Genomic DNA, 24,123 nt, shown 5'->3' with positions numbered 1-24,123 from the left:
GATCAACACGGTTGATTATCTCAGCCGTGAGTTTCGTGACAGGAACTTCGTTGATCGCTTCGAGCAGCTCATCCATGAACATTCTGTTGAGCTAACATTGCTGCAACTGGAACTTACCGAAACTGCAGCAATGTCTGACCTCGACTACGCAATTTTCGCACTTTCACGACTCAGGTTCTTGGGGATCACCATATAGCCGAAAGCATCGAAACAACCGCTACTCTCGAGTATGTGTGTTCCCGAGGCTGCCGACAGGTACAAATCTTCATTTTTTTGTAAGCCCTTATCCGGCGAGGAGTTCGTATCCAGGTATCGGGTACGGGTGGACGAGCAAAGGCGTCCGATTAAGGATTGCGATTTATATATTGATAGTTAAATTTATATCTTGTCTTAATGGTGGAAATAATAATTGGAAAAGACAGGCATAACGAACTACGGCCGATGACATTTGATACGCCACCGGCCGTAGTGAAAGTCAGAGACAATGATTACTTCGAGAGTTTATCCCACTCTTTCTCCGCTTCATCTCTCTTCATACCATACTTTTCTTGAATCTTGCCGACAAAGTTCTCTTTCTTGCCTGCGATCTCATCGACCTCATCATCGGTCAACTTGCCCCAGTTCTCACGCACTTTGCCTTTAAGCTGCTTCCAGTTGCCTTCCATAATATCGTTATTCATAACACTTTCCTCTCGTTTCGAATCAGCGTAACAATTTTGCTGTCGTGAAATTAAAAAAACACTGCTGGGATCGAACTCCACTCAGGCTTATGGCCCGCGACCTTTCATTGCGTTCATTACCAAAGAAACAACAAGCAATACGATGAAAATAAAGAACAAAACTTTGGCAATGCCTGCTGCGGTACCGGCGATACCACCAAAACCAAGCACACCCGCTACAATGGCTATTACCAAACACACTAAGGCCCAATATAACATCAGTAGTTCCTCCCTTTTCGACTGGGTCTCAGGTCAACTCGATCCTTTACTTCAGAATTCGGAGCCCAGGCTTTTGATGGATTGGAGCTGATTTTAATCGGACATAACGCCGAATTCTTTTATCACCGCGTTAAGTCTCCTTAAACCTGACATACAGGCTGAGTGTCAGCAACAATAGAGAGGCAATTTTTTTGTGTCAAGCTTCAAAAAATACATCTAAATTATTGATAATTATTTAATATTCTACTTGGTTATAAATATTTAAGCTCCCAGAAAGGTGCCGGATCACCCCGAATACCACCGACTTCCCCACCCGGTTTTTTTCACCATCTCAGGTTTTCCTTACAAACTTCCGGATTACGCCCAAAACCGCTACTTGCAATCTACTCATACTCGAAATTTTTAAATCAATATTCTGATGTATTGGAATTGCACTGATCAAACAATCCCGCACAATGGAGCACAGAATCATGGATACTGAGAAAATCTGCCACTAGTCTAGGGCAAATAACCATTTTGCGGTTCTTGCCCTGATGCTCGATATTAGAAAAGATGGTCCGATTGGCGGCAGCGAAAAATACCCCGCGGTTGACAACAGCTTCTACACGAATAAGGCGACATCATGAGTAAACCCACGAACGAGCACAAAATGAAATGGTTTGCCCGCCTGGGGTACGGGGCTCGCGGGCTGATCTATGTGATGATCGGTGGGCTGGCAATAATGTCTGCCATCGGTATGGGAGGCAGCACGGTGGATAGTCGTGGTGCTATTCAAAAGTTGATGCAGCAACCGCTCGGCCAGACGATGCTAGTGGTGCTTGTAGTTGGCCTGCTGGGTTATGTGAGTTGGCGATTGATTCAGGCGATTAAAGACACAGACCAACACGGCACATCTGTCAAAGGCTTGGCGGTGCGCGGAGGGCTTCTTGCCAGTGCCATTACTCACGCATTACTGGCCTTCTATACCACCACGTTGCTGGGAGCTTCCGGCGGCACTTCGAACAGCGGCTCAGGCTCCGCACAAGGTCTTATAGCCTCCACTCCGGGCCAGATTGCGCTGGGACTGGTAGGCTTGGCGGTCATTGGCGCCGGGGTGGCCCACATCGTTAAGGGTTACACAGCGGGTTTCGAAAAACACATGGACATTCCACCGGGTCAAAAGAGCTGGGCCAGCCCTCTGTGCCAGTTTGGATTAATTGCCCGGGGGATCATCTGGTTGATGATTGGCTGGTTCCTGATTCAGTCGGCTCTTAAAGCCCGCTCCGGAGACATTGCTGGCATGGGCGAAGCCTTGAACGCGTTGGCAACCAGCCCTTATGGTAACTGGCTTCTCGGTATCACTGCCTTAGGTTTGTTTGCCTTCGGTATTTACAGTTTTCTGGAAGCCGCATATCGACGAATCAACGCATAAAGGCTTAACGTCCTGGCGCACCGGCACTAACCAATGCCTGCATGGCTACTTGTTTCAGGAGAGATGATGGAAGACGCAAGCTCAAGCCCTTCCCGGGGAGGAGCCCGCATCAAGAAAAGGGTCATTCAGCTGATCTACTCCCGCCATGCTTTCTGGGGGTTAGGCATTGCCTCTTTCCTCGAATCCATTCTCATACCCATCCCCTTGGAAGCGATCCTCATTCCACTGATGCAGGCCCGCCGCAATCAGATATTTCTGCTTGGCACTATAGCTCTGCTCGGCTGCCTGGCAGGCGCCACTGTGGGCTATTTTGTCGGCTATTACGTGTTTGATGCCGTCGGGCAACAGCTCGTCGGGATGATTTCTACACCCGAACAATTCGAGCATGTGCGCATGCGGATGGAGGAGGATGGGTTCTGGTTCATCCTAAGCGTAGGGATTATTCCGATTCCGTTTCAGATTGCCATGCTTGCAGCTGGCGCCACCAGCTATTCCTTTTTTCTATTTATGCTCGCGTCTGCTTTGTCCCGGGCACTGAGATACTATGGTCTGGGGCTGCTTGTTCTCGTTGCAGGCAATCGCGCCCAAGCTATTTTTGAACGTCACAAAATATCGGCTGCCATCGTGATCACCCTCGTGGTGCTTGTAATATGGGGCGTCGCTTCATACTCATAACTTGCGGCCCAACTGGTGGAAGGCCGATGGCACAGAGAACGCCATCGGCCTGGGGTAAGGTACAAAGATGAGAATTAATTAGTGCGCTTATGCCACTCTTTCTCGGCTTTCCCATCCCGGGTTTCTGTCACTACCCCATATTCTTCCGAACGAACTTCTGGATCTCACCCACAATACCGCTGCGGAATGCCAGCACCGTGATAACAAACACGCCACCGAGAATCGGATCTACCCAATCCCTGAGCGGGCCTTGGGAGAGGTGATACTCAATGTTGACCACGAAGGTTGCACCCACAACCGGGCCAAGCAGAGTGCCCATGCCTCCGACCAGGGTCATAAGAATGACTTCGCCGGACATGTGCCAATGCGCGTCGTTCAGTGACGCCAGCTGAAACACTACAGACTTCATGGAGCCTGCCACTCCCGCCAGGGCAGCAGAGATGACAAACGCCAGAACCTTGTAACGATCGACGTTATAACCCAGAGACACTGCACGGGGCTCGTTCTGTTTAATAGCTTTCAGGACCTGCCCGTAAGGGCTGCTGACGATCCGCTGCACCAGCACATAACAGGCAATGAACACCGCCAAAACGAAATAGTACATGTTCATGTTGTCTTCGAGGTTAATCAGACCGAACAGCTGACCTCTGGGAATGCCGTGCATGCCGTCCTCACCGCCAGTGAATTCGGACTGAACGAAGAAGAAAAACACCAACTGAGCCAGCGCCAGAGTCACCATCGCAAAGTAGATGCCTTGCCGGCGGATAGACAGCAGCGCAAACCCCAAGCCCAGAATAGTTGCGGCCAGTGTGCCTGCAAGAATACCGAGTTCCGTAGGCAGCCCCGAAAAGTTGCTGAGCAGGTAGCCAGTTGTATAACCTCCCGAAGCGAGGAAAGCGGCATGGCCAAACGAAAGCAGCCCTGTGAAGCCAAATAGAAGGTTGAATGCCACCGCGAACAACGCGAAGCACAAAATCTTCATCAGGAACACCGGATAGAATACGAACGGTGCCGCGAGCAGAAAGAGCAACAACACACCATTCAGTATTAGCTTCTTGCGATCCTGAGCCGCTTGCTGCTCTACAATAACCTTGTGAATGTCGGCAGTATTTTGTGGCTGGTTCATGTTTATGCCTCCTTACCGAACAAGCCACTGGGCCGGAACATAAGAACCAGAACCATGACCAGGAAGATGACCGCTGAGGATGCTGGCGGATAGAAGGTTTTCGTCAGGCCCTCGATAACGCCCATCAGGATGCCTGTAATGATGGCACCACCAATCGACCCCATCCCACCGATGACGACCACCGCGAACACAACAATCAGCGTACTGGAACCCATAACCGGCGTTACTGAATAGATTGGCGCGGCCAGAACACCGGCAAACGCTGCGAGCGCCACACCAAAGCCGTATGTGAGGCTGATCAACAGCGGCACATTGATGCCGAACCCCTGCATCAGCTCAGAGTCTTCGGTGCCAGCGCGCAGATAAGAGCCCAGCTTGGTTTTTTCAATGACAAACCAGGTGCCAAAGCACACCAACAGCGCCGCCACGATAACCCAGGCGCGGTAGTACGGCATGAACATAAAGCCGAGGTTAACGCCGCCCTTGAACATGTCCGGCATGGTGTAGCGCAGGCCCGATACACCGAACCAGTTGATCAGCACGCCCTGGATGATCAGAGCAACACCGAACGTGAGGAGCAGGCTATAGATATGATCCTGGCCCGCTATACGGCGCAACAGAAAATATTCAATCAGAACACCAAAGGTTCCTACCAGCAAAGGTGCCAGGAAAAGCGCCACCCAGTAGTTGACTCCTAAGGCGTCAAACATCAGAACAGTGACCATAGCGCCAAGCATATACATGGCACCATGGGCGAAATTGATGATCTTCAGCAGGCCGAAGATGACGGCGAGCCCAAGGCTCAGCAGGGCGTAAAAGGCGCCGTTTATGATTCCGATCAGAAGCTGGCCAAAAAGCACAGCTAGAGGAACGCCGAAAATCATGGACATTGGGCTAACTCCAGGGGCAGCACAGAGGTTGGTATTTGGCTTGTTGTCCAGTCAGCTTTCCGGGCGCACCCCGCAATTTTGCAGAATGCGCCACGAAGGCCGCTCGTTTTAGTTATTAACCAGCTTGCACTTGCTCTCGGACAGCGGGCGGTATGCCTCGTCAGCCGGGATAGTCCGCAGAATCTTGTAAAGATCCCATTCATTCTTGGACTCAGCCGGCGTCTTCACTTCTGCCAGATACATGTCGTGCACCATACGGCCGTCAACACGAATCTTGCCGTTTTTCGCAAACATATCGTTGATGGGTGTGTCCATCATCTGCTTGCGAACAGTCTGCGCGTCGTCAGAGCCGGTGGCGGCAACCGCATTAAGGTATTGCGTGGCGCTAGAGTAGATACCCGCGTGAACCATTGTCGGCCGAACGCCAGTTTCTTTCATGAAGCGATCCGACCATTCACGGGTCTCCTCGTTCATATCCCAGTACCAACCAGTAGTCAGCTGGATACCTTGAGCGGTTTGAGCACCCAGTGCATGAACGTCGGTCAGGAACAGCAACAACGCGGCAAGGGTCTGGCCAGACTGGGTTACCCCGAACTCACTGGCGGTGGTGATTGCATTGGTGGTGTCTGCACCTGCGTTTGCCAGGCCAATCACGTCAGCGCCAGAGGCTTGAGCCTGAAGGATAAACGAGGAGAAATCCTGCGTCGGGAATGGATGCCGCACGGCACCAATGATTTCCCCGCCGTTGGCCTCGACCACGTTTTTGACATCACTCTCCAGAGAGTGACCAAAGGCGTAATCAGCCGTCAGCATATACCAGGTTTTCCCACCCTCTTTTACTACTGCGCTGGCAGTACCGTTAGCCAGTGGGTAGGTGTCATACACATAGTGAATGTGGTTCGGTGTGCAATGTTCGTTGGTGATGCTGGAGGCGGCGGAACCAGAGATAATACCGAGCCGGTCATTCTCTTCCAGGATCTTGCTTACTGCGATGGACACAGACGAGGCAACCATGCCCGCAACCATGTCTACGTTTTCGTTTTCTACCCAACGGCGAACGGTGCTGGAGGACGTATCCGGGCTGTTGCGGTCATCAGCACTGACGACCTCGATCTTCTTGCCGTTCACGTTTCCGCCAAAGTCGGCAATAGCCATTTCCAGCGCTTTCTGGCCGTTTGGTCCCGCGAGATCCCGGTAGGTGCCGGACATATCCGCCAGATAACCGATCTTGACGGTATCGTTTGAAATTGCGGCTTGGGCACCACCGGCCATCATGGCTGAGGCAATTGCTGAAGTCAGAAGCTTTTTCATCATTGTCATTGTTATATCTCCGCTACTGTGTTGCGTTGGTTCAGGTTTATTGTTGCTCTTGTTTCTCTTTTACTTATCCGGGATCACACCCCCAAATAGCCATCCAGCACTGATTGCTTGGCACTCAGCTCATCGGCACTGACCTCTTCCACAATCAGCCCATGCTCAACGACGTAATGCCGATCAGCCAGAGGCGCTGCGAAGTGGAAGTTCTGTTCTACCAGTACGATGGTCAGTCCCTTTTTCTTGAGATCGACCAACACATGTCCCAGTTTCTCCACGATAACCGGTGCCAGGCCCTCAGTAATCTCATCCAACAGCAGCATATTGGCTCCGGTGCGCAGAATTCGGGCGAGGGCCAGCATTTGTTGCTCGCCACCAGAGAGCTTGGTGCCCTGACTGAAGCGACGTTCATAGAGATTCGGAAACATGGAGTAGATTTCCTCCAGGCTCATGCCTCCACTTCGCACCACCGGCGGTAGTGTGAGGTTTTCATGGACGCTGAGTGACGCGAAAATACCCCGATGCTCGGGACAATACCCGACACCCAACCTCGCAATGTTATGCGGGGCGCAAGACATGGTCTCCTCGCCGTTTATCATGATAGAGCCAGTGCGGCGGCCCACCATGTTCATGATCGCCTTGAGGGTAGTACTGCGCCCTGCGCCGTTGCGACCGAGCAGCGTGACCAGCTCGCCCCGGTTAACAACCAGATCCATGCCATGCAAAATGTGGGATTCGCCGTAATATGCGTGCAGCCCGGAAATGCGCAGCTGCTCATACTGCTTCGTCGCATTCACGCTCATTTGGCTGCCCCCTCTTCGACAGCTCCGCGTTCACCACTGGAGCCAGTTCCCATATACACCTCGCGGACACGGGGGTCAGCCGAAACTGTTTCATAATCACCTTCCGTAAGGACGGAGCCCTGCGCCAGAACCGTAATCCGGTCACACAGTTTGCTGACGACGCTCAGGTTATGCTCAACCATCAATACCGTCCGGCCGTCGGCGGCCTTGCGCACCAACTCAACCACCCTGTCTACGTCTTCTGCACCCATGCCCTGAGTCGGCTCATCCAGCAAGAGCAACTTTGGCTCCATAGCCAGCGTCGTCGCCAGCTCCAGCGCCCGTTTGCGCCCGTAGGCCAATTCCACGGTTGTCGTATTGGCGTATTCGGTGAGACCCACAGAGTCCAGCAATTCCATGCAGCGCTCATTGAGTCGGTTCAGGGATGCTCCGGACTTCCAGAAACTGAATGACGAACCTTCAAATCCCTGCAAGGCAACCCGGATGTTTTCCAGGGCAGTCATGTGGGGGAAAACCGCTGAAATCTGAAATGAACGCACAACGCCTTTACGCGCAATGCCGGCGGATTTCATTGAGGTAATATCTTCGCCATTGAACAGAATCTGGCCCCGGGTCGGAATGAGGAACTTGGTGAGCAGGTTAAACACGGTCGTCTTGCCTGCCCCGTTAGGGCCGATAAGAGCGTGTATGTGGCCTTTCTGAATCTTCAGATTCACGTCGTCGACCGCAACAAAGCCCTTGAATTCTTTAACAAGGTTTCGGGTCTCCAGTACGAACTGGTCACTCATGAGCCAATCTGCCTTTGTTATTGTTGTACGTTTTACTTGCTTTACAGATTAGATTGACGTTTACGTAGACGTCAATCTAATTCTCATGTTTTTTCGGCGGTATAGAGTAGGTCATCGTTGAATGAGCAACCGGCTCGTCTCCGCCTTCCGAATAGATAAAAACCTCACCCACGCCCATGGTGCGCCCTACTTTAAGCATAGTCGCTCTCGCCCAGATTGGCGTATGGGCCGCAGGTTTCCGGAGAAAGTTAATATTCAGATTGGTGGTCACCGCCAAGGGGACCAGCCCGATTCGACTTAACAGAGCAGCGTATAGAGTGACATCTGCCAGCCCCATCATCACCGGGCCGGACACTGTGCCTCCTGGCCGCAAGTGCCCATCGTCAACATCGAGGCTCATCTCAGCCCAACCATCGCCAAGCTTCCTCAGGCTGCCGTAGGCGGCACCTTGGGGAAACTGCTCCTGAAGAAACCGGTCCAACTCTTCAAACGTAATCTTCATGTGTTGGACTCGTCCTGAGCCCGGTTACGAAGTACGAATCGCTGAATTTTGCCGCTGGGGGTTTTTGGAAGCTCATCCACAAATTCGATTTCACGGGGAAACGCATGAGTGGAAAGGCGTCGACGAACCAGATCCTGCAGCTCGTCCCGCAGGGCCTGATCATCTGCAGGCTGCTGGCCATCCTTGATGACTACGTACGCTTTGATAATCGAGCCACGCTTCTCATCGGGCTTTGCAACCACGCCAGACTCTGCAACGGCGGCATGTTCCAGCAACGTACTTTCCACATCTGCAGGGCCAACCCGATAACCGGCGGTGCTAATGATATCGTCGTCACGCCCGCTGAATGAAAAGCTGCCATCACCGTGGCAAATCGCCATGTCACCGGTCAGGTAATAACCTTTCACGAAAGGATCTTTCTCACCCCAGGTGTAGCCATCAAAGTGGAACAGCGGAGAGGCCTTCACATCGACAGCAATCTGCCCGACTTCACCTTCGCCCACCTCTTCATTCTTCTCGTTCAGGCCGACCACTTTGTGGCCCGGGGATGAGTAGCCCATCGACCCCTGTCGCACAGGATGCTCAAGCGCGTGGAAGTTGCAGCAGGTCATACCGGTTTCAGTCTGGCCATAGTGATCCATAACCGGGCAGTAATGACGGCTCTTGATCCAGTTAACCACCTCCGGATTCAGGGGCTCACCCGCACTGCTGGCTACACGCAGGCCAAGGTTCTCGCCCTCGGGCAGCACGTGGTCATTGGCCTTAAGGAGCCTGTAGGCCGTAGGCGCAGCGGCCAGGTTGGTAATCTTGTACTTGCGGATCATGTCGTAGGTGGATTCCGGGGTAAACGCGCCCGGATTAAAGTGGGTGGCATGCCCCATCAATAGTGGCCCTACAACAGCATAATAGAGGCCGTACGCCCAGCCAGGATCTGCAACGTTCCAGAAGGTATCGTCATCGCGTAAATCAATGGCGTACTTCATGTATACATAGAAAGCCATCAGAGCCCGGGCCGGCACGGCAACGCCTTTTGACTTGCCCACGGTGCCAGAGGTAAACATCTGCAGGAATGGGTCGGTACCCTTGATCATGACCGGCTCGAAATCCGGCTTCTGCTCAGCAAGCGCAGTGCGGAAATCCGGGATACCGGCACCCGCTTTATCTGCATCTATGCAAAGTACTGGCGAACAACCCTTCACCTCGGTGAGCTTGGGGTAGTTTGCCGGGTCTGTCACAACCAACTTTGTGCCTGCACGCTCAAGGCGATATTCGATAGCGCCAGAGCCGAAGGCTGTAAACAGCGGCTGGTAGACTGCGCCAGCACGCAGTGCGCCGGCGATCACAATGAGCAGTTCCGGAGTCCTTGGCAGCAAGCCGGCAACCCGGTCGCCTTTTCCAATGCCCTGGGAGGTCAGATAGTTCGCAAAACGAGCAGACTGTTCTTTCAGCTCAGCAAAGGTAAGTACACCATCACCACCACCGTCTTTTTCGTAATATAGCGCGACTTTCTTTGGGTCGGCTGCCCACTTGTCACAAATTTCATGGCAGACGTTCAGCCCGTTTTCCAGACTCCCATCCAGAATGTCCGCTTCCAGAGCGGCGGGATCAAAGTTGTTATAGACGTCTGAGTATTCCGGAAGGCTCATGATCAACTCCTGCTATTTTTATCTTTAAATGCATGGATGAAGATTTAGCATAGCCTTCACTTTACGTAAAGGTAAACTTTAGGCGTACATACCTCAGGAATGGGGGCAATTACTGAGGATATGGCGAAGCCCATCACAATCCACCAGCGAGTCGTCGCAATTCACCACGATGTCCGAATGCGCTATGACATAGCCCTTCCCGGTTATGTTGTTTTTCACAACCTGATGTTCGCCCGCCTGCTCGGCGGCAGAGAACTCGCCAATAAAGCCGGTTTCCCGCAGGGACACTGTTTCAAGCTTGTCTCCGGGGCGGACAAGCCCTTCGTAATTCATCAGGGCTAGCCTGGCGGAAGTGCCCGTACCGGTTGTGCTGCGACAGATAACCCCCGGATGCACATAGGTCGCAGAGCGGGAGCGGTAATATCCCTCAGCCACCTGGTGCACCGGCCCCATAAAATGCAGAAATGGCAGCGGCCCTACATCACCCAATGTGTAGTGAGAAAAACCCCTTTCTGCCTGAATCGCTTCAACAATGGCGTGAGCAGCGCCCGTAAGTTTGCGCTCCTCACTCAGAGTGAGGTCGAAACCCAGAGATTCGGCATCCACCAGCGCGTAAAACCCGCCGCTGTAGGCTACGCTGTAAGTGACTGTGCCGAGTGATGGCACGTCAATCGTCGCGCGATAGGTATCTATGTAACTTGGCAGGCCTTCGCAGGTGATGGCTTCAACCACGCCGTTTTCAACCAGAGCATCAATGCGAACGAGGCCGGCCGGAGACTCCAGTAAAAAGCTCTGCCTGCCCTCCTTCTTGGGCACTATTCCTGCCTCAAGTACAGCGGTCGCCGTGCAGATGGTGTTGGAGCCGGAGTAAATCGGGTAACCCATCACTTCCATAATGATGTACCCGGCCGCCGCGCGGGGATCAGATGGAGAGACCAGTAAATCGACAGACATCTCGGGGATGCCATAAGGCTCTTCCAGCAACAACTTTCTCAAACCGTCGGCGGCGTCACGAAGGTACTCCATCTGTGCTCGCACACTGTCCCCCGGCAGAGGTGCTATACCGCCAGTCACAATTCGGCTGACATCGCCTCCGGCATGGGTGTCCATAAGCTGAATCGTCAATGCCTGCTTCATGGGTTACGCTCCAGAGACCAGGGCTCGCCATGTTCTTCCCATTGGGAATCCGGAACTATGACTATCTTGCCGAGATAATTGCTGCCACGGTTCATGAAATAACGCTCTGCAGTGTGCAATTCCGAAAGCCTGAAAGCGCCATGAAGCACTGGTTTGAGTTGCCGGCCGCGAATCCACTCCATCAGCTGTTCTGCCTCTTCACGGGTACCATGGGAAACGCCAAAAATCTGCACCTGATACAGGTAAATTCGTGTCCAAAGGATTTCACTGATGTTCCCACCACTGGCGCCCGCAATGCTCAAGCGCGGGTAGGTCTTGCGGGCGTTCATATCGAAAATCATGGCGTCTATGAAGCGGTCGGTCATATCTCCGCCCACCAGATCCATAACTGCATCAAAGGGTTTGCCGCCGGTTTGCGCTTTCACGCGCTCAACGAAGCTGTCCATATCGGAACGATCGAGCACGAACTCGACCCCCAATTCCAAGAGAGCCGCCGCTTTATCTGAGGTACTCAGTGCGTAGGGTATCGCCCCCATAATCCGACAAAGCTGAATCAATGCGGTGCCAACACCGCCGCTGGCACCGGTAACCAGAACTCGCTCGCCAGTGGTCACACCGGCGGACGTTAGCATGTGCATAGCCGTCTGGTACGAGCACATGCCCATTGCGGCAAGCTGTGCGTCAGCCAGATCTTCATTTGGTACACAGTGGAACTGATCCGAGGGAACGGCGACGTACTCGGCGTAACCACCATCTGCACCATGGCCGTAATAATCCGGGGTCAGATTGATGTCCGGGCGATCATCAGCATAGATATTAAAATCCAGCAGGCCTCTCTCACCAATACGGACTGGATCCACGCCGACGCCCACAGCCACAACGCGGCCAGCGATGTCAGCGCCCTGAATCCGGGGGAAAAGCAGCGTGGGTTTACCCCCCATCTGAAACGAGGTGGTTTCGCCTTTTTTGGTGGGGTACAGCCCTTCCCGGGCTTTGCGATCCGTGTTGTTTTTGGCGGTCGCGGTTACCTGGACCAGCACTTCACCCGGCGCAGGAGACGGCGTGGGCACATCTTTATACTCAAGCTTATCGATATCGCCATGGCCGTTGAGAACCATGGCTTTCATGGTGTTTGGGGTCATAAGTGAATAATCTTCCCTGCCTGAGGAGTGTATTAAGTACCCCTTCAGGATAGGAGACATTCACGCAGGTGTCAGGCCGTGACGCGGGTATCCACTATTCCCCGATTCTGCACTAGCGAGCAATGACTTTGTATATTGGGCGTAGCTTGGGAATCTGTTTTAACACAACCTGAATAATGGTCATCAGCGGCACCGCCAACAGGACACCCACAGGCCCCCAGAGCCAACCCCAGAAAAAGATGGAAACAAAAATTATCACCGGGTTAATCGCCATGCGAAAACCGTGTATCCACGGCTCGATGAAGAAACCCACCATGGTGGTGAGAGCAAGATAACCAACCGGTGCAATCGCCATCATCCACAACGTGTCCAGGCTTACGGCAGAAACAACCGTCAGTAACAGAATGGTGAGGATAACCCCAAGATAAGGGATGAAACGCGCAAGGCCAGCCACCAGCCCCCAAACAGCCGGATCAGGCAAGCCGATAGCCCAAGCCATGAGGCCAGTTGCAACCCCAACAGAGGTATTACTGATACCGAGAACCCCGAGATATTGAGCAATCTGATGCTGGGAACCCCGGGTAATTCGCAGCACCGTTCTGCGGTGGCTTCGCGGTAGCTGCCGCACAAAATTCAGCACCAGCCTGTCGCCACTCACCAGCAGGAAATAAGTGAGCGCCATGGCAAGGGCGAGACCCGCAATGCCGTCACGGGCTTTGCTCATGAGTTGGGCACGCCAGGATTCGGTCTGTAAAACCACGGTTGTTGGTTCTGGAGACTTCTTTTTACCACCACCCTCGGAGAGCTCGCTCACGGAGTCCTCCACTTTCTGAGCAGATTCGGTAACCTTGCTTATCTGCCGCTTCAACTCACTTTCGCCCACCAGCAATCGTGAAATACCCTCCGGAGCCTTGCCTGCCCACTCCAGCGCAGGTGTGGCGACGGCCATGGACACTCCCGCTATGGCTGCAAGCACCAGCAACACCAGTATCAGCGAACTGACGACCCGCGGGATACGCAGCCCCGCACACATGCGAGTGACCAAGGGCGACAACAGCAAACTTGTCAGTAACGCCAACACCATCGGCAAGATGATCTGATGAGCAAGATACAAGGTGTACAGAACACCCAGAATAAAGAGCCCGTAGATAGGCGTGGAAAGATCGGCCAGAGTCTTTCCAGGCTTTGGGCCGGGTTGCTCAATCGAGTTTTGTTCGTTTTCCATAGGACATCCGTTGCCTGGCGAAGAGTTTTCAGATTATAGAATGCCGCGTGCGTTGAGGGGGACAGAAAACCTGCCCAAACTCACGTATCGCATTCGTTCTGGGTTTGCAGGCGGCTAATCACCGAAGTGAGCCTGACCTTTGTCATTAACCCAGCGGTAAGTACTGACTTTGATAAAGGAGCTTACTGGTAATAAAAGGAAAGCTACGAGTCCCTTCATAAATTTTTATCTCTGTTGCAATCCATTCAGGAACCGCTGAATAAATACCACATTCCTTGGGTAATCTGCGTACTGTAAGGGGCAAATTCAGCCCTGCCTAGTTTATTGGCTAGAAATACATCCGGCTATCGCCGTAAACTTGTGCACAAATTCTTAGCGCGACGGTTTTTACTGCCATGACTAAAGACACATCCTTTTCCGAGCTTCTGCTCGACAACCAACTCTGTTTCGCCCTTCACTCCACATCACTGATGATGACCAAAACCTACAAACCATTGCTAAAGGCACTGAACCTGACTTATCCCCAGTACCTGGCCATGCTGGTTCTCTGGGAGGAAGATGGAATCACCGTCAGCCACATAAGCAAGCGCCTGCTGACTGACCCAGGCTCACTCTCTCCCCTGCTTAAACGGCTTGAGGCCGATGGACTGCTGACACGAATACGCCGGGCAGAGGATGAGCGTGTGGTTGAGCTACACCTCACGGACAAGGGGCGAAGACTTCAAGGTCAGGCCCAAACCGTTCCCGGTTGCATCATCAATGCCAGCGGCCAGTCCAAGCCTGACCTGGCCGAGCTGAAACGCCAGCTGTTAAAACTGCGCGAAAATCTGAAAGCACTGATTTAACCAAACCAGATAACCCACCGATAAAGCGCCTCACCTTTATCTTGCGCACTAAATTATTGTGCGTTAAGTTATTAACCATGCAGCACACATTTTTGGTGCGCTGACTGATGGCAGCATAAGCTGCCATCGAATAAACGGAACCATGAGGAGTTAAGACTATGGCTGTTAAAGAAATTCTGTACCGTGCCTCAGCCGAAGCAACCGGCGGTCGCGATGGCCGCGCCATTTCCTCTGACGGCGTGCTGGACGTTGAGCTAACCACACCCCAGGCAATGGGCGGAGCTGGCGACAAAGGCACCAACCCCGAGCAACTTTTCGCAGCCGGTTATTCTGCGTGCTTTATCGGCGCAATGAAGTTTGTGGCGGGCCGCGACAAGCTGCCCATGCCGGAAGATGCATCGATTGAAGGTGAAGTTGGTATTGGCCAGATCCCCGGCGGTTTCGGTATAGAAGTGGAGCTGAAAATCTCCTTGCCCGGTATGGACGACACCCAAGCCGACACGTTGATCAAAGAAGCCCACAAGGTGTGCCCTTACTCCAACGCGACCCGTGGCAACATTGACGTCACATTGACTCGCGTATGACGATGTAGTGTGTTGCAAGTAACGTAGACAAGAAGCAGCGGGCGCGCCCTGCTGCTTTTTTTATGTGAGGTCAAAGAATCCCACCCATATGGTGCGGAAAGTTCTGCAACTGCCATATCAAAAGAACTGGGCCATGCCCGGGCTGACCATTACAATCAAAGATGATGAAGACTGCGAACTGCTCGCCGAAAGCATGGCGCTTGCCCCCAGTTATATGACTGAAACCGAACAATAACTCATCCCGACAGACTCAATAATAGACACTATTGAATCAGGAAAAGGACTTCATGCCCGGAATACACACTAAATACTGCCCCTCCTGCACCACTGAAGGTCTGAAACCTACCAGCAACCCGGCCATACTCCGCTGCCATAACTGCCATGGTGTATGGTTTGAAGATGGATCGCTGAACCATGCCATTGCCCAAGAGTATGAGTGTATAGACCAATACGAACACGAGCATCACCTGGGCCCCGCGCTTCATACCAGCGAACGCCTGTGTATACGTTGCCACGTAACCATGACCAATTATCAGCTACTAATGCACTACACCACCGAAATCGATTGTTGCCCAGACTGCGATGGTGTCTGGCTTGATAAGCATGAAATAGATCAGGTGATGCATTCACCGAAACTACAACAGGCATTAACTGACCTGAACCAGAAAGTGTCCTGGGACTCCTGGCTGTTCCAATTTCTTACGGCCATGCCAGCCGAATACAACGTATCGCCCCAGCGCACACCCTGGATCACCCGCACCCTGGTTGTTCTGTGCAGCCTGGTTTTTGGCGCAGGCCTGCTTTCACCGGAGATCAATGAATGGATCTTCAAGAACCTGGCGCTTAACTCGGATACCCTAAGCCCCGCACACTTTGTGCTGCAACTACTGACATACCAGTTTGTACACGGCGGGCTGGCGCACCTGGCTGGCAACATGTATTTCCTGTGGATTATCGGCGACAACCTTGAAGATGCCCTAGGCCATGCCGCATTCCTGGCGCTGTACCTGTTCGCGGGTATGATGGCGGCATTGGCCGAGCTGCTGCTGTTCGATACCAGCCAGGGCCCGTTGCTACTGGTTGGCGCCAGCGGCGCTATTGCAGCCCTTTTCGGCCTCTATCTGGTGTGGTTCCGCCACGCCAGCCTCACCTTCATGTTTATCGTCTACCAGAAGAAACTCGCCCCCCACTGGTACTTTCTGATATGGAGTTTGATCAATCTGGCTGGCATGTTTTCCGGACAGGGCGGCGTGGCCTGGGCCGCACACTTGGGCGGTTTCGCCCTTGGGCTGCTGCTGGGTTACCTCTTGAAGAGCTACGTGTATAGAAAGAACCCACTGATTGCGATGCTGAATCAGCCTGAGGCTATGGTGCGACGGTGAAGAGCCTGACTAATTGAAAAAACCAAATTCAAAATGAGGGAAAAGAATGACTTCCAAGCCAAACCATAGTTTCAGCCCTGTCGACCCGAATGGCCGGCCAGCAAGCTGGAAATTCTTTGCTGTTGCGGTAGCAATCGCGTGCCTGTCCGTAGCATCGCATATCGAGATCCCAATGGTGCCGGTGCCTATTACCGCTCAAACCTATGTGCTACTCACCATTGCCGGGCTCCTTGGCTGGAAGCTTGGTACTGTTTCAACCGTTCTATGGCTGGCTCTCGGCGCTCTGGGGATTCCTGTTCTTGCCGGTGGTTCCAGCGGGCTGGATTACTTCTCCGGGCCGACAGCGGGTTACCTCTTTGCCTTTCCATTGGCCGTTGCCATCGTTGGTTTACTCTTTGAGCGTGGCTGGAACGCAAACCATATTGCTCTGGCCTTCCTGGCTATGCTGCTGGGTCACGCCGTTTGCCTTGGTTTCGGTGGGTTATGGCTGGCATTTACCATCGGGCCAGAAAGTGCCTTTATGAAAGGGGTTTTGCCGTTCTTACTTGGGGGCGTTATAAAGTCAGCTCTTGCTGTTGGTACGATCCTCGTTGTTGATCGTTTTCTTGGCAAGGGTCGTGCGCATTAAGAGACCTACGCCTATTTCCCAGGCGGGCGATAGCTTTCAAACATGGAAATATCCGGAAGAGGCTGACAGGTTCCGAAAAACACGACCTTGAGTATATGAGGAACCTGAAAGACTTCCGGCTCTGGATTCAAAGACGAGTCTTTCATCGACACCCGGTTCCTCCATATCGTTACCGTCCAGGACCACACGGAGCCCTTTCTCACCCGTGATTTTGCGACCGTCCTTCTCAGCATATCAATGGGGTAGAAAGCAGTGACTGGAAATCCTTGATTCGCAGTCAGTAATTATTAGCCTTACCAAAAACCTCCTCAATTTCTTTCGGCCACTTATACTTGAAGGGAGTAAATTTCCACCAAATCATGGTCGGCATTAAAAGGATCAAAAAGAAATATTCGCCAATACGCTTTCCAGTTGAAATTGAAGCTATGTCCTTACGAAGTGAGTCAAAGTTAATAACAGCGAGATGATCAGCATCTTCCTCAATAAGCCCTTTGTTATAATATCGAACGATGAAATTCCATTTTCGATACATATCCTCTTCTTTAAACCCGGAGGAGATCTTCTTACGCTGTAGCGGCATCTTGGGGGTCTTCCCGCAAAAGTAATGCTTTTCCCGCATGAACAGGTGAGCGTAGTACTGCCGCTCCCACACAACACCAGAACCCAGATACTGCCAGTTGTAGGAAAAGGTCACCTCCAATTCGTCCCAAGGAATCCGGTAGAACGTGCCCCTATGCCCTACGTACACAACCCCCTCCTGTCGGTCGATCCGGACCGGCAGCGTAAGAGGGAAGAAAATCTCGAACAGGTAGATAGCCATCCAGATAGGTCCGAAAGCGACCAATACCGCCAGAAAAGCCTTTGAATAGAACAGACTAACAACCCACCCCAACAGTAGCACAACTATCATGAACAGGTTTATTATGCCCAATTGTGCTCCTCGAAACTTCAAAAAAGCCGTCCGGATGTCCATGAACCTCTCGCTTATATAAGCAACGCCATGCTCCATTTTTTCCGAGGACTCAGATACCCCTGTCACTTTTCTGGCTGGCGGGCTGGCAAGCCGTGCACCATGGGTGCAGTACAGCTTCTTTTCCAGATGTTGTTCCAGATCTGTCTCTGGAAAATCACACTTCAAAGGCGAGTCTTTCATCGACACCCAGTTCCTCCACATCGTTACCATCCAGGATCAAACGGAGCCCATTCTCACCCGTGACTTTGCGACCGTCCTTCTCGTACTCAATCAGCATTTCAAGCTGGTTACACTTTTTGTGATTGTAGTGAGTGAACCGATACAAAAGACCTTCAGTAGAGGCGTCCAACTTCGCCCCCCCGTAAAACAGGCCGGTGATATCGTTTGGCTCATCTTTCTCAAACCAATTCGTGTCCACCTCGAACAGCTTCACGGAGAATTTGCAGGTTCCCGCACCATAACCCGGAAAATACACCGCAAAGGATGTCAGTTCCGACAGGATCGTATGTTCCCCCTGCCGGGTTTGAGCCGGGTGCCTGGGCATATGCTCGATTATCCGAACGATGGGCGAGAACAGCATGTAATAGAACGCATCCAGTTCGGTTTCGAAATAGCGCCTGACTTCGACGCCTTCATCCCGAGAGTTGACAGTTCGGCTTGCCTCCAGCAGTTCTGTGCTTGATGGCCGGGACTGCTCATCCCAGTAGCGCAACGTGGGCGCGTTGCCCCAGAATGACAGTGAGAGGAAATCCTCGATCCGGGACCGGGCGATGTATAGCTGTACCATGCTGATGACGAAGGAGATTGCAATCAGAACCGCACCCACCACGAGTACAACAGCCACACCCGCTCCGGTAAGCGCACCCGCCACCCCCAAAGAAGCCAGGTAGGTGATGCCTAAGCTAAGTCCGATCTGGACCCCGGAGAGGGCCGCCATCGCATCATGGCCAGTAGCCAACGCCTGATACCCCCTTCGTCCCTCGAGACCTATCGCCAGTAAAACACCAACATAGGGGAGGTACTTTATTGTGGTTCTCGCAAAACCATTCGCAACAGGATAGAAATACCGAACAATTCTGCCCCCACTTATAGCCACCGACACTCTGGCCCCAGCTGCTGACAAGTTAGCCCCCAAGGCTTTGGCGTATTCCTCTCTGATCAGCAACCCGCTGAGGTTAACCACGCCTTCGCCAATGCTCAACAGGCCGGATACAAAGTATCCCCACCGGTCGAGGGTAGATGTGTCGCCCAGCATTACATCCCGCTGGGTCCTATCCAGGCCGGAGAACAGGCTTGCCATATTAACCGCATGAAAGAAGGTCACTGCCCCAATGAACTTGCCCCGGTTCTGTTTGATGCTTTCAACCACCGGATCCAGGCGGGTATGGAGCCAGCCAAAGGGGTTATCCTTGAAGTCCGGGGTCAAGTGGAACACGTCAATCAGCGTTCTGTTGAGGTAATTCCTGACCCTTGCGTCCGCCATTCCGGCGGCCAAGGGGGTCATTGTCAGTTCGGACAGCTTATGGCCGGATGCAGCTTCCAACGATTTGCGGTGGACCGCCTGAAGCAGGTCCGCCGCAGTATTCAGCGATATTCCATTCCGGTGGACATCAATGCCATAGCGGTTCTGGACGGCCTTGGTCCACTTTTTCCACTGCGGCCAGGTTTGAGGGTCTTTCGCCCAGGCCCCCATTTTCGCGGCGGGGGCGGCAAATTCCAGCATGAGGGTGTCGGTGGCGGTGCTCACGGGCACATACGCCGGCATATCGAATATACTGTCTACAATCTTCAGGCTGCCATAGTCAAAGCCGGGAAGGTCCTTCAGTTTCTGGGCCATGCCGTTAGTGGCAGACGCCAGGAACAACACGGTATTCAGCATGTTCCCGACCGCACCGGCTTCGCCCTCGTCCGCAGCCAACCACTTTTCGGCGTCTTCCTTGCCCTTTTCCGCACCGACATAGCCATCCAGTATATCGGCCAGCTCCTGCTCGACCGCTTCAAACCCTTCCGCACAGTAGCAGTCGTTGAACTCCAGTTTTCTGGCTATCTGCGCGGAGTCAATCCACCGCCTCCAATCATCAAATACCAATGCCCGCGCCTGGTCATACTTTTCAAGCTCTTTGTGGTAGCTTTCAATGAATGCGTCCTTTTCCCTGGAACGAATTCGTTCTTTCAGGCCCTCGGTGACTTCCTGTTTGTCTTCAGGCGTGTCCTTCTTGCTGACCTCACGGGCGATGAGCCCACCCACCATCTGGGACGCGGTGTAGGCGTATGCGTTTTCCTCCGCGTAATTCATAATCAGATTTACATACAGGGCATGCAGTTGCCCCAATTCGGAGGCGATACCGATTTCGTCGTCAAGGGCAACGCAGTAAGAAAATTCTGTTTCCTTTTTGCACTGCCCCTGCAAATCCGACTCACTGACGCCTTGCGCGAAGTCTGTCAGGCTCCACTCGAAATCCATTGGTTCTGGCCGAAAATCTTCGACCACTCCGTTTATGGCTTCGGTTTCACTGATATTTAAACCTTCACGATTTTCCGGGAGGCCGCTTAAGTCAAACGACTGCATGTGCTCTTCACGAACTTGCGTATCCGTTCGTACAAGTTCCTGTAAACGCACGGTCCATCGATGCTGAACGAATTTCAGAAGTACTTTCCCTTCCGCAGGGTGGTGTATGGCAGGTAACGCACTTTGCGCATCAACATCTGGGAGCAGTACTGAGTTCACACCGGGCTGTACATCGGTTATCAGGCCTTGCTCATTGACTCGGTATTCATGCAGCGTTCCGAAAACTTCGGAGAACATATAGACCCAACCGGGCGTCAGTTTTCGAATGCAGTAATGCGTGTTTCCGAGTGCAACGGAAGGTGGCTGGAAGTTGGCAGGCAGCGCGATCTCTTCCTGATTGATCGCCCAACGCACTGGATACAACGCGACGGTTTTGAGTTGCAGCGGGCACATCTGCGCCGCTGAGTCGATATCATCAGCACCCTGTAAAAACGCTGAGCTGTTAGCACTACCCATGAACCAGTCCCTCCGTTGACTTTTTCTCGGCGAATTCTGCAATTCGCGCTATGGCTTTGCCTGGCACTGCAGAATTCTCTTTCCACAGATTCTGTACTTCACAGCCTTCGAATGCATGGTGTCCAAGCCAGCCAATTGTATTGATATACAGGGCTATATCGCGGGGACTGTACAACCCTCGCGCTTTTGCTGCGTGGACTAACGCAGAGACTACCCCCCAATCCTGCTCGTCTGCTTCAGTTTCTTGAAGCAAATGGGGAAAGTAGTTTGCAACGTGAAGCTCGAGCTTCCTGAGGGCGGTCTGTTCCGCCGCTCTCTCCATGGCAACCTGATGTTCCTCACGAATGTTGAACATCTCAGCCTGCGGCTCACTATTGGGTTGATCATTACGAATGCAGTCCCACCCACCGGTGCGACGATCCTGAATAGCAATCGCGCTGCACGGGCCCATGATGCGCTTCACATCCTCGCCCACGTGATCTCGTTTCAACAGATGCCGCGCAACTTCAGGATCGTAAAAGCGAAAAATAACCTCGTCGCCCGTTGCCAAGCGAGCCATACGCAATCCGCGCAAATGGTCCATTACCTCGTCAAATTGGCGGATTGCCTGGAATACAATAGCTGCCCCCAAGTGCTTCCAGTCACCGAAACACCTCCGGGCCAGCGGGCTACTCATGTCTGTTTCAATCAACCAGGGTGATATCTCCAGTAGGTCAGACAGCTCGGTTCCTCTGTACAGTGCATCGCAACGAGGAACTTCTTCGTCACGGTATATGACCTGAGCCAAGTCACTCACTTTCGCGCCGTCTATGAGAATGAACGTTTTTCCGGTATCAGAAAGCCCTGCCAGACTGCTCATCAAACAACCTCTCGTGACTTGGGAGAGCATACCTGGCAGATTCCCTTGCCCTGATTCGCTGCGTTCCTGATTGCCCGTATCTGGTCTGGTTTTGACCAGGGGCGTTGGGGTAATTCTGGCAGCTTTTCAGGCGCTGCTTTTACCACCCCCCTCACCTCAACCACCCCAGGCATCTCCGGAATCTGAACTTTCTGCCCACTCCCCTTACCCGCCGAACCACCAGCGTTCATTTTTATAGAAGCCCCACCGATAGCAACGCCGGTGGGATCAATCTTCAAAAAGCTACCACCCGCTTTGAGGGTGATCTCAGCACCCGCCTCAATAATCGCTTTCTGTCCGGCTTTGATGTGCAGTTCTGTGCCGGATTCACTGAGCCAGGCGGTGCCCGCTTTCAGGTGCAAGGAGCCGGTTACGCTGAAGCCGTGGTCTTTGCCGATTTGTTCGCGTTTTTCGCCGTCGATGGTTTGGTGTTTGCTGCCTTTTATGTGGCTGAAGCGGTCGTTCTCAACGGTCAGGTGGCTGTCGTTGTTGATGACTTCGGTACGGTTGTTTTCGGTGAGCAGGTCGAGATCTTTCTGGGCGTGGATGTAGATCTGTTCCTGGTCGGCTTCGTCCTCAAACCGCAGTTCGTTGCTGCCTTCTCCCTTGTGAGTCTGGGTTTTCAGGGTGGTGCGGGTTTTGTGTTCCGGTAACGCGTAGGGCGGTGTGTTGGTAGCATGATGGGTTCGGCCGGTGATGATGGGCTGATCCGGGTCGCCGTCGAGGAAGGAGACGATGACTTCGTTGCCAATTCTCGGCAGAGCCATGAAACCATACTGGCCACCCGCCCAGCCTTGGCTGACCCTTAACCAGGCGCTACTGTGCTCATCGTTTTTACTGCTCTCTACCTCATTTGGCGGCTGGCGCCGATCCCAAGGAAACCTCACTTTTACCCGGCCGTGTTTATCGCAGTGAATCTCTTCACCTTCTGGGCCGGTCACTATGGCAATTTGCGGGCCGTCCATGAGTGGGCGATGGGCGGGGTTTGGCCGCCAGGTTTTGTCAGCGGGCACGGCACTGAACGTATTGTGATAGGTGGTCGGTTCAGATCCGCCCTCTTCTTCCATGGCCTGGGGTTGTTTGCCGGTGTGGATAACGGCGGTGAGCAGCCAGTCCCGATTCAGGCTGGGGTTGTCGTGCTCAGTGAGTTCGGTTTTGGCACCGCATGTAAAGTCGACGCGGTTGCTTTCGCCGTGGGCGGTACTGGCGTCGTTTCTGAGGGCGTCCAGCTTTGCTTCGGTAAACGGTTGGCCGCTGGCGTCGGCTTTGAAGCGGCCCGGGTAGTCGAAGTGCTGATAATCCTGGCGTTGGTTTGCACTGGCGGCGCTCTGTTCGTGCATCAGGGCATAAGCAGGATTTTTGAAGGTGTAGTCCTTCATGGCAACCGAGGCGGCACGCACCCGTTCTTCGTAGCGGAAACGGAAGACCGCCGGCTGTTGGGTGCTTCCACCGGCTTTGCCGTTGTATTCGGCAGGTTCGAGGCGAGGTGCGTCGCCGTGGTGGTCGGCAAGGACCAGGCCCGGCTGCTCATCCCCGTCTACACTGCCGTGCTGGTAACGGTAGTGCCAGCCTTCCTCTGCGGCCATGCGTTCAATGAACGCCAGATCACTTTCCCGGTGCTGAACGCAGTACTCGCGCTCCTGAGGATTGCGCTTGAGATCAAACACTGAGTTCGCAATGCCCCGCTCTTCCAGCAGGGTGCGCACGAGGGTGTCGGTGGTCTGGGTCTGAAAGATGCGGCTGTTGTGCATCAACCCCAAGCGCCATAGAGGCGGCTGGATGATGAGTTCGTAGCGGGTGCGACGGTGGCCGGAATCACCCCGGGCAAACTCGTTGACCACGCCGGTGAAGCGGCGAAGCGGCACGCCATCCTGCCAGACCACCAGATCCACCTGCTGTTCCAGAACCTCACCCGCACCCACGTCCGGGTTGGTACTGGCCAGCTCAAGGCAGCCGTGAAACAGTTCGGATAACCGTTCGGTCAGCGTATAGCCGACAACAGAAAATAGATCAGAGGGGAGGTCGCCAACACTGGCGGTAAACTGCAATCCGTTTGCCTGGGGCATATCTTCAATCCTTGAAGGTATGGTTCTGTATGAATCCAGGCAAGGATTCTGTCGCAAAAACGGCTGTTAATCAAACACCCTCTGTGTCAAAAACGCACCAGATCTCATCAGGCAGACAAAACAGC

Annotated in this window: 23 protein-coding genes; 7 read left to right on the top strand and 16 right to left on the bottom strand. The window is 53.2% G+C overall.

The genetic code is table 11. The features are described from left to right. Window positions 1-488 precede the first annotated feature (488 nt). Both FFI90_RS16180 and FFI90_RS16175 read right to left on the bottom strand, forming a co-directional pair. On the bottom strand, window positions 489-680 hold the full coding sequence (locus FFI90_RS16180) for a CsbD family protein (RefSeq protein WP_144779427.1): 192 nt from the start codon (window positions 678-680) through the stop codon (window positions 489-491). An 87-nt stretch (window positions 681-767) separates the two neighbouring features. Beyond that, window positions 768-938: a DUF1328 domain-containing protein gene (locus FFI90_RS16175; protein ID WP_144779425.1), complete on the bottom strand. Its 171-nt coding sequence runs from the start codon at window positions 936-938 to the stop codon at window positions 768-770. 622 nt (window positions 939-1,560) lie between these two features. Between FFI90_RS16175 and FFI90_RS16170 the strand changes: the two genes are divergently transcribed. Continuing rightward, on the top strand, window positions 1,561-2,349 hold the full coding sequence (locus tag FFI90_RS16170) for a DUF1206 domain-containing protein (RefSeq protein WP_144779423.1): 789 nt from the start codon (window positions 1,561-1,563) through the stop codon (window positions 2,347-2,349). Window positions 2,350-2,382: 33 nt separating this feature from the next. After that, window positions 2,383-3,024 (top strand): YqaA family protein, encoded by a 642-nt coding sequence (locus FFI90_RS16165; RefSeq protein ID WP_246123623.1) that lies wholly within the window; start codon window positions 2,383-2,385, stop codon window positions 3,022-3,024. A 130-nt stretch (window positions 3,025-3,154) separates the two neighbouring features. Here the strand turns inward: FFI90_RS16165 and FFI90_RS16160 are convergent, their stop codons facing one another. From FFI90_RS16160 to FFI90_RS16115, 10 genes are all read right to left on the bottom strand, one after another. Then, entirely contained in the window at window positions 3,155-4,150 is a 996-nt protein-coding gene (locus FFI90_RS16160) for a branched-chain amino acid ABC transporter permease (protein WP_144779421.1), read from the bottom strand. 2 nt (window positions 4,151-4,152) lie between these two features. Further along, window positions 4,153-5,040 (bottom strand): branched-chain amino acid ABC transporter permease, encoded by an 888-nt coding sequence (locus FFI90_RS16155; protein ID WP_144779419.1) that lies wholly within the window; start codon window positions 5,038-5,040, stop codon window positions 4,153-4,155. 108 nt (window positions 5,041-5,148) lie between these two features. Next, window positions 5,149-6,360, bottom strand: coding sequence for an ABC transporter substrate-binding protein (locus FFI90_RS16150; protein WP_144779417.1), 1,212 nt, complete (start codon window positions 6,358-6,360; stop codon window positions 5,149-5,151). Between the two features lie 74 nt (window positions 6,361-6,434). Beyond that, window positions 6,435-7,157: an ABC transporter ATP-binding protein gene (locus FFI90_RS16145; protein WP_144779415.1), complete on the bottom strand. Its 723-nt coding sequence runs from the start codon at window positions 7,155-7,157 to the stop codon at window positions 6,435-6,437. Next, the gene (locus FFI90_RS16140; protein WP_144779413.1) at window positions 7,154-7,945 is read right to left on the bottom strand and encodes an ABC transporter ATP-binding protein; all 792 of its coding nucleotides are present in this window, start codon (window positions 7,943-7,945) and stop codon (window positions 7,154-7,156) included. Before FFI90_RS16140 ends, FFI90_RS16145 begins: the two co-directional genes overlap by 4 nt. 76 nt (window positions 7,946-8,021) lie before the next feature. Continuing rightward, on the bottom strand, window positions 8,022-8,447 hold the full coding sequence (locus FFI90_RS16135; RefSeq protein WP_144779411.1) for a PaaI family thioesterase: 426 nt from the start codon (window positions 8,445-8,447) through the stop codon (window positions 8,022-8,024). Beyond that, complete coding sequence (locus tag FFI90_RS16130) at window positions 8,444-10,093, bottom strand: AMP-binding protein (RefSeq protein WP_144779409.1); 1,650 nt, start codon at window positions 10,091-10,093, stop codon at window positions 8,444-8,446. Before FFI90_RS16130 ends, FFI90_RS16135 begins: the two co-directional genes overlap by 4 nt. A gap of 93 nt (window positions 10,094-10,186) precedes the next feature. Beyond that, window positions 10,187-11,230, bottom strand: a complete 1,044-nt coding sequence (locus FFI90_RS16125; RefSeq protein ID WP_144779407.1) for a proline racemase family protein — start codon at window positions 11,228-11,230, stop codon at window positions 10,187-10,189. Beyond that, window positions 11,227-12,372, bottom strand: coding sequence for a zinc-binding dehydrogenase (locus FFI90_RS16120; RefSeq protein ID WP_144779405.1), 1,146 nt, complete (start codon window positions 12,370-12,372; stop codon window positions 11,227-11,229). The genes FFI90_RS16125 and FFI90_RS16120 overlap by 4 nt, the downstream gene beginning before the upstream one ends. Before the next feature lie 112 nt (window positions 12,373-12,484). Then, a complete protein-coding gene (locus tag FFI90_RS16115) occupies window positions 12,485-13,597 on the bottom strand; it encodes an AI-2E family transporter (protein ID WP_144779403.1) in 1,113 nt (370 codons plus the stop codon). A gap of 395 nt (window positions 13,598-13,992) precedes the next feature. On the opposite strand from FFI90_RS16115, the gene FFI90_RS16110 reads away from it, so the two are divergent. From FFI90_RS16110 to FFI90_RS16095, 5 genes are all read left to right on the top strand, one after another. Further along, window positions 13,993-14,442 (top strand): MarR family winged helix-turn-helix transcriptional regulator, encoded by a 450-nt coding sequence (locus FFI90_RS16110; RefSeq protein WP_144779401.1) that lies wholly within the window; start codon window positions 13,993-13,995, stop codon window positions 14,440-14,442. Between the two features lie 158 nt (window positions 14,443-14,600). Continuing rightward, window positions 14,601-15,026, top strand: a complete 426-nt coding sequence (locus FFI90_RS16105; RefSeq protein ID WP_144779399.1) for an organic hydroperoxide resistance protein — start codon at window positions 14,601-14,603, stop codon at window positions 15,024-15,026. 88 nt (window positions 15,027-15,114) lie between these two features. After that, window positions 15,115-15,261, top strand: a complete 147-nt coding sequence (locus FFI90_RS20160; RefSeq protein WP_246123622.1) for a hypothetical protein — start codon at window positions 15,115-15,117, stop codon at window positions 15,259-15,261. A gap of 52 nt (window positions 15,262-15,313) precedes the next feature. Further along, entirely contained in the window at window positions 15,314-16,408 is a 1,095-nt protein-coding gene (locus FFI90_RS16100; protein WP_144779397.1) for a rhomboid family intramembrane serine protease, read from the top strand. A gap of 46 nt (window positions 16,409-16,454) precedes the next feature. Further along, on the top strand, window positions 16,455-17,036 hold the full coding sequence (locus FFI90_RS16095; protein WP_144779395.1) for a biotin transporter BioY: 582 nt from the start codon (window positions 16,455-16,457) through the stop codon (window positions 17,034-17,036). A gap of 277 nt (window positions 17,037-17,313) precedes the next feature. Here the strand turns inward: FFI90_RS16095 and FFI90_RS16090 are convergent, their stop codons facing one another. The 4 genes from FFI90_RS16090 to FFI90_RS16075 are packed head-to-tail and all read right to left on the bottom strand — an operon-like array spanning window position 17,314 to window position 23,998. Then, a complete protein-coding gene (locus tag FFI90_RS16090) occupies window positions 17,314-18,189 on the bottom strand; it encodes a hypothetical protein (protein WP_144779393.1) in 876 nt (291 codons plus the stop codon). After that, on the bottom strand, window positions 18,164-21,034 hold the full coding sequence (locus FFI90_RS16085; protein WP_144779391.1) for a toxin VasX: 2,871 nt from the start codon (window positions 21,032-21,034) through the stop codon (window positions 18,164-18,166). The genes FFI90_RS16090 and FFI90_RS16085 overlap by 26 nt, the downstream gene beginning before the upstream one ends. Beyond that, window positions 21,027-21,893, bottom strand: a complete 867-nt coding sequence (locus tag FFI90_RS16080; RefSeq protein WP_144779389.1) for a DUF4123 domain-containing protein — start codon at window positions 21,891-21,893, stop codon at window positions 21,027-21,029. Before FFI90_RS16080 ends, FFI90_RS16085 begins: the two co-directional genes overlap by 8 nt. Then, the gene (locus tag FFI90_RS16075; RefSeq protein ID WP_144779387.1) at window positions 21,893-23,998 is read right to left on the bottom strand and encodes a type VI secretion system Vgr family protein; all 2,106 of its coding nucleotides are present in this window, start codon (window positions 23,996-23,998) and stop codon (window positions 21,893-21,895) included. Before FFI90_RS16075 ends, FFI90_RS16080 begins: the two co-directional genes overlap by 1 nt. Window positions 23,999-24,123: the final 125 nt, after the last annotated feature.

Source organism: Marinobacter maritimus, assembly GCF_007671675.1.
GTDB classification, from domain to species: Bacteria; Pseudomonadota; Gammaproteobacteria; order Pseudomonadales; family Oleiphilaceae; genus Marinobacter; species Marinobacter maritimus.
The sequence above is the reverse complement of the archived record's forward strand: the minus strand, read 5'-3'. Positions and strand labels throughout refer to the sequence as shown.

Excerpts from the sequence above, each read along its gene's own strand:
- FFI90_RS16165 (WP_246123623.1), top strand. The coding sequence starts at position 2,383 with ATGCCTGCATGGCTACTTGTTTCAGGAGAGATGATGGAAGACGCAAGC.
- FFI90_RS16145 (WP_144779415.1), bottom strand. The coding sequence starts at position 7,157 with ATGAGCGTGAATGCGACGAAGCAGTATGAGCAGCTGCGCATTTCCGGG.
- FFI90_RS16115 (WP_144779403.1), bottom strand. The coding sequence starts at position 13,597 with ATGGAAAACGAACAAAACTCGATTGAGCAACCCGGCCCAAAGCCTGGA.
- FFI90_RS16175 (WP_144779425.1), bottom strand. The coding sequence starts at position 938 with ATGTTATATTGGGCCTTAGTGTGTTTGGTAATAGCCATTGTAGCGGGT.
- FFI90_RS16090 (WP_144779393.1), bottom strand. The coding sequence starts at position 18,189 with ATGAAAGACTCGCCTTTGAAGTGTGATTTTCCAGAGACAGATCTGGAA.
- FFI90_RS16080 (WP_144779389.1), bottom strand. The coding sequence starts at position 21,893 with ATGAGCAGTCTGGCAGGGCTTTCTGATACCGGAAAAACGTTCATTCTC.
- FFI90_RS16170 (WP_144779423.1), top strand. The coding sequence starts at position 1,561 with ATGAGTAAACCCACGAACGAGCACAAAATGAAATGGTTTGCCCGCCTG.
- FFI90_RS16120 (WP_144779405.1), bottom strand. The coding sequence starts at position 12,372 with ATGACCCCAAACACCATGAAAGCCATGGTTCTCAACGGCCATGGCGAT.
- FFI90_RS16125 (WP_144779407.1), bottom strand. The coding sequence starts at position 11,230 with ATGAAGCAGGCATTGACGATTCAGCTTATGGACACCCATGCCGGAGGC.
- FFI90_RS20160 (WP_246123622.1), top strand. The coding sequence starts at position 15,115 with ATGGTGCGGAAAGTTCTGCAACTGCCATATCAAAAGAACTGGGCCATG.
- FFI90_RS16160 (WP_144779421.1), bottom strand. The coding sequence starts at position 4,150 with ATGAACCAGCCACAAAATACTGCCGACATTCACAAGGTTATTGTAGAG.
- FFI90_RS16110 (WP_144779401.1), top strand. The coding sequence starts at position 13,993 with ATGACTAAAGACACATCCTTTTCCGAGCTTCTGCTCGACAACCAACTC.
- FFI90_RS16075 (WP_144779387.1), bottom strand. The coding sequence starts at position 23,998 with ATGCCCCAGGCAAACGGATTGCAGTTTACCGCCAGTGTTGGCGACCTC.
- FFI90_RS16130 (WP_144779409.1), bottom strand. The coding sequence starts at position 10,093 with ATGAGCCTTCCGGAATACTCAGACGTCTATAACAACTTTGATCCCGCC.
- FFI90_RS16140 (WP_144779413.1), bottom strand. The coding sequence starts at position 7,945 with ATGAGTGACCAGTTCGTACTGGAGACCCGAAACCTTGTTAAAGAATTC.
- FFI90_RS16135 (WP_144779411.1), bottom strand. The coding sequence starts at position 8,447 with ATGAAGATTACGTTTGAAGAGTTGGACCGGTTTCTTCAGGAGCAGTTT.
- FFI90_RS16085 (WP_144779391.1), bottom strand. The coding sequence starts at position 21,034 with ATGGGTAGTGCTAACAGCTCAGCGTTTTTACAGGGTGCTGATGATATC.
- FFI90_RS16105 (WP_144779399.1), top strand. The coding sequence starts at position 14,601 with ATGGCTGTTAAAGAAATTCTGTACCGTGCCTCAGCCGAAGCAACCGGC.
- FFI90_RS16100 (WP_144779397.1), top strand. The coding sequence starts at position 15,314 with ATGCCCGGAATACACACTAAATACTGCCCCTCCTGCACCACTGAAGGT.
- FFI90_RS16150 (WP_144779417.1), bottom strand. The coding sequence starts at position 6,360 with ATGACAATGATGAAAAAGCTTCTGACTTCAGCAATTGCCTCAGCCATG.
- FFI90_RS16095 (WP_144779395.1), top strand. The coding sequence starts at position 16,455 with ATGACTTCCAAGCCAAACCATAGTTTCAGCCCTGTCGACCCGAATGGC.
- FFI90_RS16155 (WP_144779419.1), bottom strand. The coding sequence starts at position 5,040 with ATGTCCATGATTTTCGGCGTTCCTCTAGCTGTGCTTTTTGGCCAGCTT.
- FFI90_RS16180 (WP_144779427.1), bottom strand. The coding sequence starts at position 680 with ATGAATAACGATATTATGGAAGGCAACTGGAAGCAGCTTAAAGGCAAA.